Source organism: Streptacidiphilus sp. MAP5-3 (assembly GCF_041262505.1).
GTDB lineage: Bacteria > Actinomycetota > Actinomycetes > Streptomycetales > Streptomycetaceae > Streptacidiphilus.
Map to the genome: position 1 here is coordinate 17,481 of NZ_JBGCCL010000049.1, position 13,815 is coordinate 31,295.

Here is a 13,815-nt window from a genome sequence, read left to right on the forward strand (position 1 = left end):
AGGCCGGCGAAACCCGCGACGGCATCCCCGCCTCACACGCCGGTGGACGTCAACTACCCGGCCTTGTCCTGGACATCGACGCCACCTTGGTCACCTGCCACTCCTCAAAGGAGTTGGCACCGCCTGCCGTCAAGTCAAGGGCTGGTGGCATCAGAAGCGATTTCCAGACCGAGCGACACGGCCGTGATCCGAACTTATGTGTACATCAGCCTCGTTCGGGTGGTCGCTCGGCGGTGAGTGCATAAGAGAAGGGCCTCCTACGCAACTCGGTGATGTCGAGTCAGCCGAGAACCAGGAGGCCCTGGTGCCCCACTGTGGCGTGTCCGCCCTGTCCTCGTCCAGTTCCGGCATGTCGTGCGACTGCCTCGCCCACCAGTTCGGCAACGCCGCCGACCAGCCGGATCGCGCCCGTCGATACGCCAGCGACCTGACAGAGGTGGAATGGACCTTGGTCCGGCCACTGCTTCCGGTTCCGGCCTGGTTGAACGGCCGCGGCGGGCGCCCGGAAGGCTACTGCCACCGTCAAATGCTCGACGCAGTACGCTACCTGGTCGCCGAGGGCCTGCGCTGGGCCAGTCTGCCCGCCGACTTCCCCAACTTTCTGTGGAATCCGATCCGTCAAGTGGCTCGGTAGATCCTGCTGGTCGATTTGTGTTGGCCGATTGGGCAGACGGCCGAGAGACTCAGGCTGTGGACATGGGAATCTCTGTTTTCGAGCCGTCCTTCCTGGTCGGGTTCGAGGCGATTCGGCAGACGCACGGATCACGGCTGGCGACGCTCGCCGGCAGGCGGCTGACGGGCTTCGCCGTGGTGCGTTTCGCCGAGGACGGGGACTGGTTCGCCGACTGCCCGGTGGTGCTGGACTTCGACGGCATCCAGGTAGAGGTCTGCCACTGGAAGCTCGACGAGCTCTCGATCGGCTGGAACACGATCGACACCACGGCGGACATCGCCGGATGGGAGTGGTCCGAGCTGACGCCCCAGTGGTCTCAGCGCGATGAGCGCCTCGAATCGTTCGTCGGGCAGGAACTGCGCGACGTCGCGCTCCTTGAGTGGCGGCCGCCAGGTCACGACCTGGCGGCTGGGACGGTGGCGGTGGAGTTTGCCTTCGCCGGGGACTGTCTGCGGATCGCCAACGGACTCGACGAGAACCGCATCGAGGTCGGTGAGGCCCAGCCGGACTACGTTCGGCACCGGCTGAGCCGTTGAGGACTACTGCCCTGTCGGTTTCCGGTTGATCTCAATGACCGGCAGCAAAGTGACCTGCGCGGGGATACCGATCTGCCGGGGAGTCGGCCGGGCCGGAATAGGGACGTCGGTGAGTCGCTCCAGCAGCTGGTCAAGGGCGGCTTGGCCATCGTCCACCGCAGCTCGTTCGTCGTCCGTCAGGGGGATGGCCGCGAGCATCTTCTGCAGGTTCTCCTTGGCCTCCAGGAGTTGGCCCTTGCTGGAGGCCTTCGGGGTGTAGAAGTCGCAGCGTGCGCAGGCCATGCGGTGCTGGCACTGCTCGAAGAATGTGTAGGTGCACCAGCCGTGGCCGAGGTCATAGTACTGCCAGGGTTCGCCATTCGCGGCGGCCCCAGAAGCGACTGCGTCACCGTCGACGAGCACTTCGACAGTGCGGACGTTGCGGGCGAAGTAGCCAGCGTCGTTGTAGGCCCTGGCCAGCGTGTTCGGGGTGATTTTCGCGTAGTGGGCCGTGGCTTCGGGCGTCCGGTGGCCGAGCCACTCCTGGAGCTCGAACAGGGTCATGGGCTCCTTGGCGTTGTAGAGCTGGCTGGCGAGGGCGGATCGGGCCCGGCGGCTGGTGATGTTGCCGCGGACGTCGGCGGTGGGGACACCTGCCTTGCGGCAGAGCATCGGGATGATCGTCCCGTTGATGTAGTCCTTGGAGACCCTGCGCGCGCGGAAAGTGAAGAGGAAGTCCGCGCGCTCGTTGGTCTTCGGGTCGAGGATGGCGGGCTGACCGGGGCGGACCGCCTGCCAGGCCTCGATCGCATGCCCAAGCAGCGGGTCGACGGGCTTGGTGAACGCGGTGCCGGTCTTGTGGGTGGGGACGTCGAGCAGGCAAACGGCGTCGCGGGCCAGGACCTCGCCGGAGTCACCGGGGATGGGCAGGCCATCGTGCTGCCAGCGGATGCAGCCGACCCGGAGTCGGGCGATCTCGTCGCTGCGTTGTCCGGCGAAGAGCCAGGTCAGCGTGATGGCCCGAATCAGCTCGGCCGGGTAGGTGCGACCGTCCGCGGTCGGCAGGTCACCGGACTCGACGTTCAGCCCGGCCCACAAGAGCTTCGCCCAGATGTCGTCGGCGATCACCCGGGGGTCCGGACCCATGAGGGCCCGGACGCTGCCGGGAGTCCTCAGCGCGTGGGCCGGGTTGAAGCGGAGCGGTATCCACTCCCACTCGTGCAGGTCGCGGAAGAACGCGCGGGGCACCTTCAGGTAGCCCGACTTCGACTCCGGTGTGAGCGGCTTCCCGATCCGGCCCTGGGACCGCATGCCCGCGGTCCACTGCGAGAAGTCGCCGACCGTCATGCGGTCGACCGCCGCGACCCAGGACGCGCAGGTCTGGCGGGTCCAGTGCTCCGGTGCCGTGACCTCGGGGTGCTCGGCGGCCAGCCAGCGGCCGATCTTCGCCAGGACGCTTCGGTAACTGGCGCGGACCCCCGGAGTCAGCGTCGAGGTCGCCTGCCAGCGCTCCACCCACTCGGCCCAACTGCCCGGGGCGCCCTCGATCGCCGTGGGCCCGGGTCCGTGCCGGGGACGCGGCGGCTGCTCAGCGTGACCGAGAGCGGCCAGGGCTCGATGGATCCCGTGGAGATCGCTGGTCCACTGGCCGCCCTGCATGGCCGGCGTCGCACGGATCGCTGCCAGGGCCGAACTCGACAAGTCCTCCAGCCGGGGACTGCGGTTCAGCAGCAGAATCTGGCAGACGGCCGAGGTGAGGCAGTCCGGGCCGCGCTGGTAGCCCCAGTCGCCCAGGACCGTCAGGACCTTCCCGACGGCGTCCTCGACCGCGACCTCGCCGAAGACTCGGCGGGCGATAGGGTCCTGAGCGCTTGCGGTTCAGCGCCGGTCAGGAGCGCTTGACGGTCGTAGCAGGCGGGGTCGAGCGGCCAGGCCCAAACAGCAGGCCGACCGTTGTCCAACGCGGCCGATGAGCTCCTCAGCCCATGGGCACGCCGCAGGATACGAGATGGCTCCTGCGGCGTGTGATTCCACGTAACTGATAGGCGGGCCGTGTACCGGTTCTTCCGCCGCTGGCGCGACAACGACCTCATCAAGGAACTCTACGGCCGGCTGCGAAAAAGCCTGCGCGCCTTGGCCGGCAAGAAGGAAGAGCCCACCGCCGCGATCACCGACTCGCAGTCGGTGAAGGGTGACGCCACCGTGCCCGCCGCTACGCGCGGTTTCGACGCCGGGAAAAGGCTCAAGATAAGGGCCGTAGGCGGCACATCGCCGTCGACACCCTCGGTCTGCTGCTGGTCGTAATAGTCACCGCGGCCTCGGTCAGCGACCGCGACGCCGGCCGCGACCTGCTCCAGCGCCTGTGCGCCCGCCACCGAGCTATCACCCTGGTTTGGGCCGACGGCGGATACACCGGCTGGCTCGTCGACTTCGCCTCCACCGTCCTCGCCCTGGCCTTGACCATCGTCAAACGCCCCGACGACGCCCGCGGGTTCACCGTCCCTGCCGCGCCGCTGGGTCGTTGAACGCAGCTTCTCCCACCTGGTCCGGGCCCGCCGCCTGGCCCGCGACTACGAGAGTCGCACCGACAGCGCCGAGGCGATGGCCTGGTGGGCCGCGAGCATCCCCGCCACCCGGCGCCTGGCCCGCCGGGGCACTCCCGCACAACGGCGTCTCAACCGGCCCACCCCCGCCGCGGCCTGAACAACCCCGGCCGCTCCTCCCTCAACCACCCGCACTCCACCAGCCGCTTGGCGCGGAACCGAGCGGCCTGCTCCCGCGCATCACTGGCCTGCCAGCCGAGATGATCACGCATCCGTCGGGCCCGCACGCCTTCCCCACTGCCAGCCGCGTCACCCTCGACCAGCGCCACGATCGCCGCGCAGTCACCCGACAACACCGAACGGTCCAACCCCGGCTGCCACCGCGGAACTTGGACCCTGGGTGCGGCGCTGCCCACGACCTCCACCGCCTCGACATCAGACACGGCCGGCGCCGCGGCCAAGGCCGCGACGACCTCCTCACACACGACGGCCGCACGCCGCGCGGCCTCCTCGGCCTCAGCCACCGCCGCCTGGAGTCTCTCCAGCTCGATGCGAAGCTCCTCCGCCCGAGCCAATGCGGCCCGTTCGCGCTCCTCCAGCAATCCCACCACCGACGGCATCCGCCACCTCCGACCCAGCGAACATGAACACAGCGGATCCAGCTGCCTACCCGACGACGGCTACAAGCCTGAGCAGCAAAAACTTGAAGCTACGTCCGCTTTGGGAATCGCTTCTCAGCACACATCGCTCCACGGGAGCTACCTCTCTGGTGTCCTCATGCCGTTAGGGAGCCGGCGCCCGGTCGCGGCACCCCCGAAGGCCGCTTCCACGAGGGGAGCGGCCTTCGGGGGTGCCGACGGGGGTGTAGGCTGATCAGCTCTGGGCCATCGCAGCGATCAGGCTCTTGGGGCGCATGTCGGTCCAGTTCGCCTCGATGTAGTCGAGGCACTCCTGCCGCGCAGCCTCGCCGAACACCGAGGTCCAGCCGGCCGGCACCTCGATGAAGACCGGCCACAGCGAGTGCTGGCCCTCGTCGTTGACCAGGACCAGGTAGTTCGCGTCAGCGTCCTCGAACGGGTTCGTCATCACGTCGTCCTTCCTACGGGCATGATGTGGACCGTCCGGTCCCACCGCGGCCCACTATGGCCCAGGGTGCCGAGTCGGAGTCAAACAACCGCCGCACCGAGCACGCCGTGGCCCCGATTATCCGTCTGACTGCGGCCCCGCACCGGTTGAACAAGGCACTTCGCACCATCTGCGGTCGGTCTTGACCCACGTCGCCCATGGTGCCAAGGTGGCCGCGACGGAGCGTGCCAAGGCTCGATGGCCGAGTCGCCGCCACTGCTGAGCGGGACCAGGAGAAGGCGCACCGGCCACTACGGTCCATACGCGCCACCATCCGGTCCTCGAACTTCCACGTGAACACCTGGGAGGGGCCGTCGGCGACCAGCTCGGGCACCGTCTTGGCCGGGTGGACGGCCTGGCGGCGACGCTCGCCCGACTGCCCCCGCTCACGCAGGATCCGGTACATCGTGGAGACCGAGCAGTGGTAGCGCCCGGTATCCAGCTCGCGGGCCCAGATCTGTGCGGGTGGCAGCTCGGCGTACTCGGCGCTGTTCATCAACTCCAGTACCGCGTCACGCTCTTCAGCCGTCAGCTCCGCCGGCTGGACCCTGGGCGTTCTTGGCGCGCGCACCGGCGGTGGCTTCAGCCTGCGGTAGTGGGTGGCCCGCGAGCGTCCGGTCAGCCGGCACGCGGCCGCGATACCCAGCTCGTGTTCAAGGCCGGTGAACGCCTCGTCCATGACCGGGTCGGCGGCGTGCTTCAGTCCGCGCCCTCGGAGATCATTTCCAAGAGCGCCGAAGCTTTTCCCAGGACCTCCAGCGCGGCCTTGTCCCGGGCGAGCCCCTTCTCGAGCCGTTCCACCTGCCGGCGCAGCTTCTCGTTCTCGGCCTCGGCGGCGGACTTCTTCGGGCGGGCCGGGCTCGTGCGGCGTCGACCAGGTTCTCCAGGGCCCCGGCATCGCGCGCGGCCCGCCACTCGGGGACGTGCGAGTGGTACAGGCGCTCACGGCGCAGCACGGCACCCTTCTCGCCCTCGGGCGCGGCGTCGTACTCGGCCACGATCCGCAGCTGTACCCGGGGCTGAACGTGCGGCGCTTCGGCCTGGGAGCCGGGTCGACTGCGGACGGATTGGTGCTGGTCATCAGGGGTGGAACTCGTACTCGGGCCCTCTCAGGCTAACCCGACAAAGCGGGATGTCTCACCCAAGGGTGACAGAGAGGGGGCGGCCGGGTCGATGCCGGCCAGCAGCCGCCAGGCGGTAGGAGCGGAGACCGAGCCGAACACCTCGGGCTGGTCCCGTAGCAGGGCCAGGTCGGCGATCGCCTCGCCACCGTCGGCGAGCATCACCGCCAGGTCGACCGCGATGCGGCCCGGGTCGTGGCCGGTGCCGCGCGGACGAAGCCGGCGCAGGGCATCACCGAACGCGTTCGTGAGACCGGTGGCATCGGCGAGATCGGCCAGCAGACGCGATCCGGCGTGGCTGACCACCCCGCGCCCGTCGGCGGAGACGACGCGACCCGGTAGTGTGCACGTAGACAGTGCCTTCCCGCTGGGCTGACAGAGACCTTCGACAAGCCTCATCATCCCAGCGGAGAAGGCACTTTCGCTTTCCCGGTCATCATCCGGACAGCACTGCAAGTGAAGCGCGCAGGCTAGTCCTGCCCGAGCGAGGTACGGATGGTGCCGGAGCCCGCCCGGCACCACCTCAGGTGTCTTGAATGTCAGCCTTTCAGGGTGGGGACGATGTGTTCGCCGTAGGCGTCGATGGTCGGTTCGACGGCGTCGTGCATGGCGTAGATTGCGAACTGGTCGACGCCGAGGGATCGCAGGTGCTCCAGCTTCTCCAGGTGCTGCTGCGGCGTGCCGATGAGGCAGAAGCGGTCCACGATCTCGTCCGGGACGAACGCGGTGTCCGGGTTGCCCGCGCGGCCGTGGTGGGAGTAGTCGTAGCCTTGGCGCTCCTTGATGTAGTCGGTGAGCGCGTCGGGCACCATGCCGCTGTGCTCGCCGTACCGGGAGACGAGGTCGGCGACGTGGTTGCCGACCATGCCGCCGAACCAGCGGCACTGCTCGCGGGCGTGCGCGAGCTGCTCCTCGCTGCCGTCGGTGACGTACGCCGGGGCGGCGACGCAGACCGTGACGGAGGCTGGATCGCGCCCGGCCTCCTCAGCGGCGCGGCGCACCGCCTTGACCATCCACTCCGTCAGGAACGGGTCCGCCAACTGGAGGATGAACCCGTCGGCCTGGCGGCCGGTGAGCTCCAGGGCCTTCGGCCCGTAGGCGCCCATCCAGATCGGCAGCTTCGGGTCGCCGCCGATCCAGGGGATCCGCATCACCGTGCCGTCGACCTCGGCCTCGCGGCCCTCCGCGAGCTCCTTGATGACGTGCATGGCGCGCGAGAGCCGCTCCAGCGTCGCCGGCTTGCGCCCGGCGACCCGCTGGGCGGAGTCGCCGCGGCCGATGCCGCAGACGGTGCGGTTGCCGAACATGTCGTTCAGCGTGGCGAACAGGGAGGCGGTGACCTCCCAGGTGCGGGTGACGGGGTTGGTGACCATCGGGCCGACCGTCAACCGCTGGGTCTGCGCGAGGATCTGGCTGTAGATCACGAACGGCTCCTGCCACAGCACGCAGGAGTCGAAGGTCCAGCCGTGGGTGAACCCGGCCGACTCGGCCCGTTGCATCCGCTCGACGAGCAGACGGGCCGGGGGGTCGGTCTGGAGCACGAGGCCGATGTCCATGCGGGGCCTTTCAGAGCAGGTACGAACTCGTGGCGCGGGGAACGAAGGTGCCGTGTCCGGCGTGACCGAGGTACTCGCCGCCGTCGACGACGACCGCGCCGCGCGAGAGCACGGTCCGCGCCTGCCCGGTGACCTGGCGGCCCTCGTAGGCGGAGTAGTCGACGTTCATGTGGTGGGTGGCCGCGGACATGGTGTAGCGCCGGCGCGGATCGAAGATCACGACATCCGCGTCCGCGCCGGGCGCGATGGTGCCCTTGCGCGGGTAGAGGCCGAACATCCGGGCGGGCGTCGCGCAGGCCAGCTCGATCCAGCGCCGCCGCGAGATGTGGCCGTCCAGGACGGCCTGGTGCAGCAGGTCCATCCGGTTCTCCACGCCCGGCAGGCCGTTGGGGATCTTCGAGAAGTCCCCGCGGCCCAGCTCCTTCTGCCCGACGAAGCAGAACGGGCAGTGGTCGGTGGAGACGACGGAGAGGTCGTTGGTGCGCAGCCCGCGCCAGAGCGCGGCCTGGTGCTCCTTGGGCCGCAACGGCGTCGAGCAGACGTACTTGGCGCCCTCGAAGTCCGGTTCGGCCAGGTTGTCGGTGGAGAGGAAGAGATACTGCGGGCAGGTCTCACCGAAGACGTTCAGCCCCAGGTCGCGGGCCTGCGCGATCTCCGCGACCGCCTGCTCGGCAGAGACGTGCACGACGTACAGCGGCGCCCCCGCCACCCGCGCCAACTGGATCGCGCGGTGCGTCGCCTCGGCCTCCAGCAGCTCGCGCCGCACCTCGCCGTGGTAGCGCGGGTCGGTGTGCCCGGCGGCGAGCGCCTGCTCCACCAGCACGTCGATCGCGATGCCGTTCTCCGCGTGCATCATGATCAGCCCGCCATTGTTCGCGGACCGCTGCATCGCTCGGAGAATGTCTCCGTCGTTAGAAAAGAACACGCCGGGATACGACATGAACAATTTGAACGAGGTGACGCCCTCCTCGACCAGGACGTCCATCTCCTTGAGCACGCCCTGGGTCACGTCGGACATGATCATGTGGAAGCCGTAGTCGATCGCGCACTTCCCCTCGGCCTTGGCGTGCCAGGCGTCCAGCCCCTCACGCAGGCTGTGCCCGACGCTCTGCACCGCGAAGTCGACGATGGTCGTCGTCCCGCCGAAGGCGGCGGCGCGGGTGCCGGTCTCGAAGGTGTCGGAGGCCGCGGTGCCACCGAAGGGCAGCTCCATGTGCGTGTGCGCGTCGACGCCGCCCGGGATCACGTAGCAGTCGGTGGCGTCGATGACGCGCTCGGCGTCCCAGGCCTGCGCGGCGGGGCTCGCGGTGGCCGCGAGGGCGACCACGCGCTCGCCCTCGACCAGCACGTCGGCGTGGACCTCGTCGGCGGCGGTGATCACCAACCCGCCGCGGATGACGGTGCGTTCCTGGCTCACTTGGAGGACCCCTTCCACAGCTCCTTCTGCGCCCGGTCCAGGGCCTGGACCAGGAGTTCCGCACCGTGCTCCGCCTCGTCGCGGGTGAGCGTGAGCGGCGGGGCGAGGCGCAGGGTGTTGCCCAGCGAGCCTCCCTTACCGATCAACAGGCCCAGGTCTCGGGCATGCTCCAGGGCCAGCGACGCGGCCTCTGCGGACGGTTCGCCGTCGCGGCCTGTGAGTTCGACGCCGAGCATCAGCCCCCGCCCGCGCACCTCGCGGACGATCGGCAGCTGCCTCGCGCCCGCCTCGATCCGCTCGCGCAGCACCGCGCCGACGTGGCGGGCGTTGCCCTGCAGGTCGTGGTCAAGGGCGTAGCGCAGATTGGCCAGCGCACCGGCGGTGGTGACCGGGCTGCCGCCGAACGTCGAGATGGAGTTGGCGGTCAGACAGTCCATCAGTTCGGCCCGGCCGACCACGCCGCCGATGGAGAGGCCGTTGCCCAGCCCCTTGGCGAAGGTCAACGCGTCGGGCGGTCCCGCCTCGGCGTGGGCCTGCCAGCCCCAGAAGTGGTCGCCGGTGCGGCCCCAGCCGGTCTGCACCTCGTCGCTGATCCACAGGATGCCGTGCCGGTCCAACACCCGCTTGAACGCGGCGAAGAGCCCGTCGGGGCCGTGGGTGAACCCGCCGACGCCCTGGATCGGTTCGGCGATCAGGGCGGCCACCGGGCCGCCGACCTGGCCCAGCATGTCCGTGAGGTCCGCCGTGCAGGCCTCGATGAACGGCTTGTCGTCCAAGTGCGCGAAGGGCCCGCTGGTGCGGACCGAGCCGTGGACGTAGAGCGTCTGCAGCGGCGATAGGCTGGTCGGCGACCAGGCGCTGTTGCCGGTGATGCCGACCGTGCTGAACGAGCGGCCGTGGTAGCTGTTCCGCATCGCCAGCACCTGGTTGGAGCGGCGCGCGGTGGTCGCCAGCAGCAGCGCGGCGTCGTTGGCCTCGGTGCCGGAGGTGGTGAAGAAGACCTTGGCGTCCGGAATGCCGGACAGCTCGGCGATCTGCTCGGCCAACTCCACCATGGGCGTGGAGAGGTAGAGCGTCGAGCTGTGCAGGATCCGCCCGGCCTGGTCCGCGACCGCCCGGGTGACCTCGGGCAGCGCGTGGGCGGTCATGGTGGTCAGGATGCCGCCGAAGAAGTCCAGGTAGCGGCGGCCGTCGGAGCCGTGGACGTGACGGCCCTCGCCGTGGGTCAGCTCCAGCGGCTCACGGTAGTAGAGCGCGAGCCAGGAGGGGGTCACGGCCCGGTGCCTGGCCAGCAGTGAGGTGCCCTCTGCGCTTTGTGTTACCGACTTCTCGTCACCCGTCGTCCGGTCGCCCGTCGTCTCGTCGCCCGTCGTCTCGCCCGACTTCTCGTCGCCCGTCGAGGTCATGGTCACTTATGCCTCCGCGAGCGGGCCGTAGGCGTCGGGGCGACGGTCGCGGTAGAAGGCCCACTGTTGGCGGACCTCCTCGATCAGCCCGAGGTCGAGGTCGCGGACCACCAGCTCCTCCTCCTTGTCCGACGCGACCTCGCCGACGAACTGCCCACGCGGGTCCACGAAGTAGCTGGTGCCGTAGAAGTCGTTGTCGCCGTACTCCTCGACGCCGACCCGGTTGATGGCGGCCACGAAGTACTCGTTCGCCACCGCCGCGGCCGGCTGCTCCAGCTGCCACAGGTAGGCGGAGAGGCCGCGGCTGGTCGCGGACGGGTTGTAGACGATCTCCGCCCCGGCCAACCCGAGCGCCCGCCAGCCCTCGGGGAAGTGGCGGTCGTAGCAGATGTAGACGCCGACCTTGCCGACGGCCGTGTCGAAGACGGGCCAGCCGAGGTTGCCGGGCTTGAAGTAGTACTTCTCCCAGAAGCCCTTGACCTGCGGAATGTGGTGTTTGCGGTACTTGCCGAGGTAACTGCCGTCGGCGTCGATCACGGCGGCGGTGTTGTAGTAGACGCCGGGCTGCTCGACCTCGTAGACGGGGACGACCATCACCATGTTCAGCTCGCGTGCCAGCTCCCGCATCCGACTCACCGTCGGGCCGTCCGGCACGGCCTCGGCCCACCGGTAGTGCTCGGGCTCCTGCACCTGGCAGAAGTACGGTGCGTTGAACACCTCCTGAAACCCGATCACTTCCGCCCCCTGCGCGGCGGCCTCGCGCGCGTACCGCTCGTGCAGCTCCACCATGGACGCGGTGTCCCCGGTCCACCGCGTCTGCACCAACGCCGCCCGCACCACCCGGGAGGGGCCGCCGGTGCTGCTGTTCGATGACCTGCTGACGGAATCCGACATCCTGTGGCCTCGCCTTCAGCGTCGTTCTACGTGCGTAGAAGCATGGTCGCCCTGAACCCTCTTGGCAATATGTCGGGCATATCACAGCTCTGGCGTTTTCTTCCCAGCTCAGAGGTGTGTCGCACCCTCCGTGGTCAGCAAAGACCCTGGCCCGCGGCATGGGCAAGTTCTTCAAGGACTGCACACTTCCCGAGTCGCGGTGGGCGAAGTGCCCGCACGACTACACGATCAGGTACCGGAACGCCCAGGGGCAGCAGACCGAGGAGGCTGGGTTCTCCAACCAGGAGAAGGCCATCGCCCGCCTGACGGAGATCTACGGGGAGAAGCGGGAGCTCGCGGCAAAGAACCCCGGCAAAGCCGAGCGCATCCGCAAATACGGCGCCATGCGCTTCAAGGAGCACGTGACGGAGTGGAGGGCCGGCCAGCGTGACCTCTCTCCCGGTTCGGTGCGGAGCCTGGACTCGATGCTGAGCGACCACCTCTATCCGGCCCTTGCCAGTCGGCGGATGAACACCTTCGACTTCAACGTTGTCGAGGGGTTCCTGCAGACGATGGAGAGGGGCGGGGTCAGTCCCGCTGCACAGGTGAGTGCCTTCAACTGGCTCACCCACCTCTCGCTCATCGCCGCCGCCACCCTCGACGAGGCCCTCGACAGTCCGACGGAGTGACGCCCTGGGGCTGGTGTCTGCACCCCCGCTGATCCGCCCGGCCGGGCACCGGCCGGGCGGATCAGCGGGGGTGCAGCTCACTCGGACGGAGCAGTCGGTACACACGACTGGCTACGTGGCAGGCGTCGGTCCGGCGTGTCGCATTTGCGCTGGACAGGGAGTCACTAACGTTCCGGCCAAACCGGACAGACGGCCACTCAGCACCCACGGGCCCCATGGCGCTCGACCAGTGCGGGGACGCGCACGAGGAGAACAATGCAGGCCGCAGAACCCACCGTCGCGACCGAGGCGATCCCCGCGCAGCGCAAGCCGCCGGCCCCGGGCCAGGCCATCGTCAAGTGGCTGACCACCACGGACCACAAGACCATCGGCTCACTCTACATGATCACCTCATTCGCCTTCTTTCTCGTCGGCGGCGTCCTGGCCCTGGTGATCCGCAGCCAGCTGATCAAGCCCGACAACACACTGGTGACGAACGAACAGTTCAACCAGGCGTTCACGATCCACGGCACGATCATGCTGCTGATGTTCGCCACGCCGCTGTTCGCCGGCTTCGCAAACTGGATCATGCCGCTCCAGATCGGCGCCCCCGACGTCGCGTTCCCCCGACTCAACGCCTTCGCCTACTGGCTCTACCTGTTCGGCTCGCTGATCGTGGTCGGCGGGTTCCTCACCCCGGAGGGAGCAGCCGACTTCGGCTGGTTCGCCTACTCGCCACTCTCGGACGCGATCCACAGCCCGGGCATCGGCGGCGACATGTGGATCATGGGTCTGGCGCTCTCCGGCTTCGGCACCATCCTCGGTTCGGTGAACTTCATCACCACCATCGTCTGCATGCGCGCCCCGGGCATGACCATGTTCCGGATGCCGATCTTCGTGTGGAACGTCCTGCTGACCGCTGTCCTGGTCCTGCTGGCCTTTCCGGTCCTGGCCGCCTCGCTCCTGGCACTGGAGGCCGACCGCAAGTTCGGTGCGCACGTCTTCGACCCGGCCAACGGTGGTGCCATCCTGTGGCAGCACCTGTTCTGGTTCTTCGGGCACCCAGAGGTGTACATCATCGCGCTGCCGTTCTTCGGCATCATCTCCGAGGTCGTGCCGGTCTTCTCGCGCAAGCCGATGTTCGGTTACCAGTCGCTGATCGCGGCCACCATCGCGATCGCCGGCCTGTCCGTGACCGTGTGGGCCCACCACATGTACGTCACCGGCGCGGTGCTGCTGCCGTTCTTCGCCTTCATGACGTTCCTGATCGCAGTGCCGACCGGCGTCAAGTTCTTCAACTGGATCGGCACCATGTGGCGGGGCTCGCTCAGCTTCGAGACCCCGATGCTGTGGACCATCGGCTTCCTGGTCACCTTCGTCTTCGGTGGTCTGACGGGTGTTCTGCTCGCCTCCCCGCCGATCGACTTCCATGCCTCGGACTCGTACTTCGTCGTCGCCCACTTCCACTACGTGGTCTTCGGCACCGTCGTGTTCGCGATGTTCGCGGGCTTCCACTTCTGGTGGCCCAAGATGACCGGCAAGATGCTCGACGAGCGTCTGGGCAAGATCTGCTTCTGGCTGCTCTTCATCGGCTTCCACACCACCTTCCTGGTCCAGCACTGGCTGGGCGCCGAGGGCATGCCGCGCCGCTACGCCACCTACCTGCCGCAGGACGGCTTCACCACCCTCAACGTGATCTCGACCATCGGCTCCTACATCCTGGGCGTGTCGCTCCTGCCGTTCCTCTACAACGTCTGGAAGACCGCCCAGTACGGCGAGAAGGTCGAGGTCGACGACCCCTGGGGCTACGGCCGCTCGCTCGAGTGGGCGACCTCCTGCCCGCCGCCGCGGCACAACTTCCTCACGCTGCCCCGCATCCGCTCCGAGTCCCCCGCCTTCGAACTGCACCACCCGGCGA

General features: G+C 68.6%; 14 protein-coding genes and 1 pseudogene. 6 read left to right on the top strand and 9 right to left on the bottom strand.

The window, feature by feature from the left end; translation table 11 throughout:
- Nucleotides 1-319: 319 nt before the first annotated feature.
- Both ABH928_RS35455 and ABH928_RS35460 read left to right on the top strand, forming a co-directional pair.
- Complete coding sequence (locus ABH928_RS35455; protein WP_370072858.1) at nt 320-634, top strand: transposase; 315 nt, start codon at nt 320-322, stop codon at nt 632-634.
- A gap of 62 nt (nt 635-696) precedes the next feature.
- On the top strand, nt 697-1,209 hold the full coding sequence (locus ABH928_RS35460; protein WP_370072859.1) for a hypothetical protein: 513 nt from the start codon (nt 697-699) through the stop codon (nt 1,207-1,209).
- Nucleotides 1,210-1,212: 3 nt separating this feature from the next.
- On the opposite strand, the gene ABH928_RS35465 is transcribed toward ABH928_RS35460, so the two are convergent.
- The gene (locus tag ABH928_RS35465; protein WP_370072860.1) at nt 1,213-2,889 is read right to left on the bottom strand and encodes a tyrosine-type recombinase/integrase; all 1,677 of its coding nucleotides are present in this window, start codon (nt 2,887-2,889) and stop codon (nt 1,213-1,215) included.
- Nucleotides 2,890-3,240: 351 nt separating this feature from the next.
- On the opposite strand from ABH928_RS35465, the gene ABH928_RS35470 reads away from it, so the two are divergent.
- Together ABH928_RS35470 and ABH928_RS35475 are read left to right on the top strand one after the other, a co-directional pair.
- Complete coding sequence (locus ABH928_RS35470; protein WP_370072861.1) at nt 3,241-3,492, top strand: hypothetical protein; 252 nt, start codon at nt 3,241-3,243, stop codon at nt 3,490-3,492.
- Nucleotides 3,483-3,713 carry a hypothetical protein gene (locus tag ABH928_RS35475; RefSeq protein WP_370072870.1) on the top strand — a complete coding sequence of 77 codons (231 nt, stop codon included), beginning with the start codon at nt 3,483-3,485 and terminating at the stop codon, nt 3,711-3,713. The genes ABH928_RS35470 and ABH928_RS35475 overlap by 10 nt, the downstream gene beginning before the upstream one ends.
- A 149-nt stretch (nt 3,714-3,862) precedes the next feature.
- Here ABH928_RS35475 and ABH928_RS35480 read toward each other — a convergent pair whose 3' ends face one another.
- The 8 genes and pseudogenes from ABH928_RS35480 to ABH928_RS35515 all read right to left on the bottom strand — a co-directional run bounded on the left by ABH928_RS35480 (nt 3,863) and on the right by ABH928_RS35515 (nt 11,250).
- Nucleotides 3,863-4,351: a hypothetical protein gene (locus tag ABH928_RS35480; protein WP_370072862.1), complete on the bottom strand. Its 489-nt coding sequence runs from the start codon at nt 4,349-4,351 to the stop codon at nt 3,863-3,865.
- Nucleotides 4,352-4,604: 253 nt separating this feature from the next.
- On the bottom strand, nt 4,605-4,817 hold the full coding sequence (locus tag ABH928_RS35485) for an MbtH family protein (protein WP_370072863.1): 213 nt from the start codon (nt 4,815-4,817) through the stop codon (nt 4,605-4,607).
- A gap of 13 nt (nt 4,818-4,830) precedes the next feature.
- Nucleotides 4,831-5,535 carry a hypothetical protein gene (locus tag ABH928_RS35490; RefSeq protein ID WP_370072864.1) on the bottom strand — a complete coding sequence of 235 codons (705 nt, stop codon included), beginning with the start codon at nt 5,533-5,535 and terminating at the stop codon, nt 4,831-4,833.
- Between the two features lie 481 nt (nt 5,536-6,016).
- Nucleotides 6,017-6,376 (bottom strand): annotated as a pseudogene (locus tag ABH928_RS35495) (hypothetical protein); the annotation flags it as partial.
- A 140-nt stretch (nt 6,377-6,516) separates the two neighbouring features.
- Nucleotides 6,517-7,533 (bottom strand): TIGR03842 family LLM class F420-dependent oxidoreductase, encoded by a 1,017-nt coding sequence (locus ABH928_RS35500; protein WP_370072865.1) that lies wholly within the window; start codon nt 7,531-7,533, stop codon nt 6,517-6,519.
- A gap of 10 nt (nt 7,534-7,543) precedes the next feature.
- A complete protein-coding gene (gene hydA / locus ABH928_RS35505; RefSeq protein ID WP_370072866.1) occupies nt 7,544-8,950 on the bottom strand; it encodes a dihydropyrimidinase in 1,407 nt (468 codons plus the stop codon).
- On the bottom strand, nt 8,947-10,356 hold the full coding sequence (locus ABH928_RS35510) for an aspartate aminotransferase family protein (protein WP_370072871.1): 1,410 nt from the start codon (nt 10,354-10,356) through the stop codon (nt 8,947-8,949). The genes hydA and ABH928_RS35510 overlap by 4 nt, the downstream gene beginning before the upstream one ends.
- Nucleotides 10,357-10,362: 6 nt before the next feature.
- A complete protein-coding gene (locus tag ABH928_RS35515) occupies nt 10,363-11,250 on the bottom strand; it encodes a nitrilase-related carbon-nitrogen hydrolase (RefSeq protein ID WP_370072867.1) in 888 nt (295 codons plus the stop codon).
- Nucleotides 11,251-11,408: 158 nt separating this feature from the next.
- Here ABH928_RS35515 and ABH928_RS35520 point away from each other — a divergent pair, with 158 nt between their 5' ends.
- Nucleotides 11,409-11,918, top strand: coding sequence for a hypothetical protein (locus tag ABH928_RS35520; RefSeq protein WP_370072868.1), 510 nt, complete (start codon nt 11,409-11,411; stop codon nt 11,916-11,918).
- Between the two features lie 255 nt (nt 11,919-12,173).
- The coding region (ctaD, locus tag ABH928_RS35525) for a cytochrome c oxidase subunit I (protein WP_370072869.1) at nt 12,174-13,815 on the top strand (1,642 nt) is incomplete at its 3' end.

Bases quoted from the DNA above. Each gene is read 5' to 3' on its own strand.
- ABH928_RS35520 (WP_370072868.1), top strand. From the start codon at position 11,409: ATGGGCAAGTTCTTCAAGGACTGCACACTTCCCGAGTCGCGGTGGGCG.
- ABH928_RS35510 (WP_370072871.1), bottom strand. From the start codon at position 10,356: ATGACCTCGACGGGCGACGAGAAGTCGGGCGAGACGACGGGCGACGAG.
- ABH928_RS35485 (WP_370072863.1), bottom strand. From the start codon at position 4,817: ATGACGAACCCGTTCGAGGACGCTGACGCGAACTACCTGGTCCTGGTC.
- ABH928_RS35515 (WP_370072867.1), bottom strand. From the start codon at position 11,250: ATGTCGGATTCCGTCAGCAGGTCATCGAACAGCAGCACCGGCGGCCCC.
- ABH928_RS35490 (WP_370072864.1), bottom strand. From the start codon at position 5,535: ATGGACGAGGCGTTCACCGGCCTTGAACACGAGCTGGGTATCGCGGCC.
- ABH928_RS35500 (WP_370072865.1), bottom strand. From the start codon at position 7,533: ATGGACATCGGCCTCGTGCTCCAGACCGACCCCCCGGCCCGTCTGCTC.
- ABH928_RS35460 (WP_370072859.1), top strand. From the start codon at position 697: ATGGGAATCTCTGTTTTCGAGCCGTCCTTCCTGGTCGGGTTCGAGGCG.
- ABH928_RS35480 (WP_370072862.1), bottom strand. From the start codon at position 4,351: ATGCCGTCGGTGGTGGGATTGCTGGAGGAGCGCGAACGGGCCGCATTG.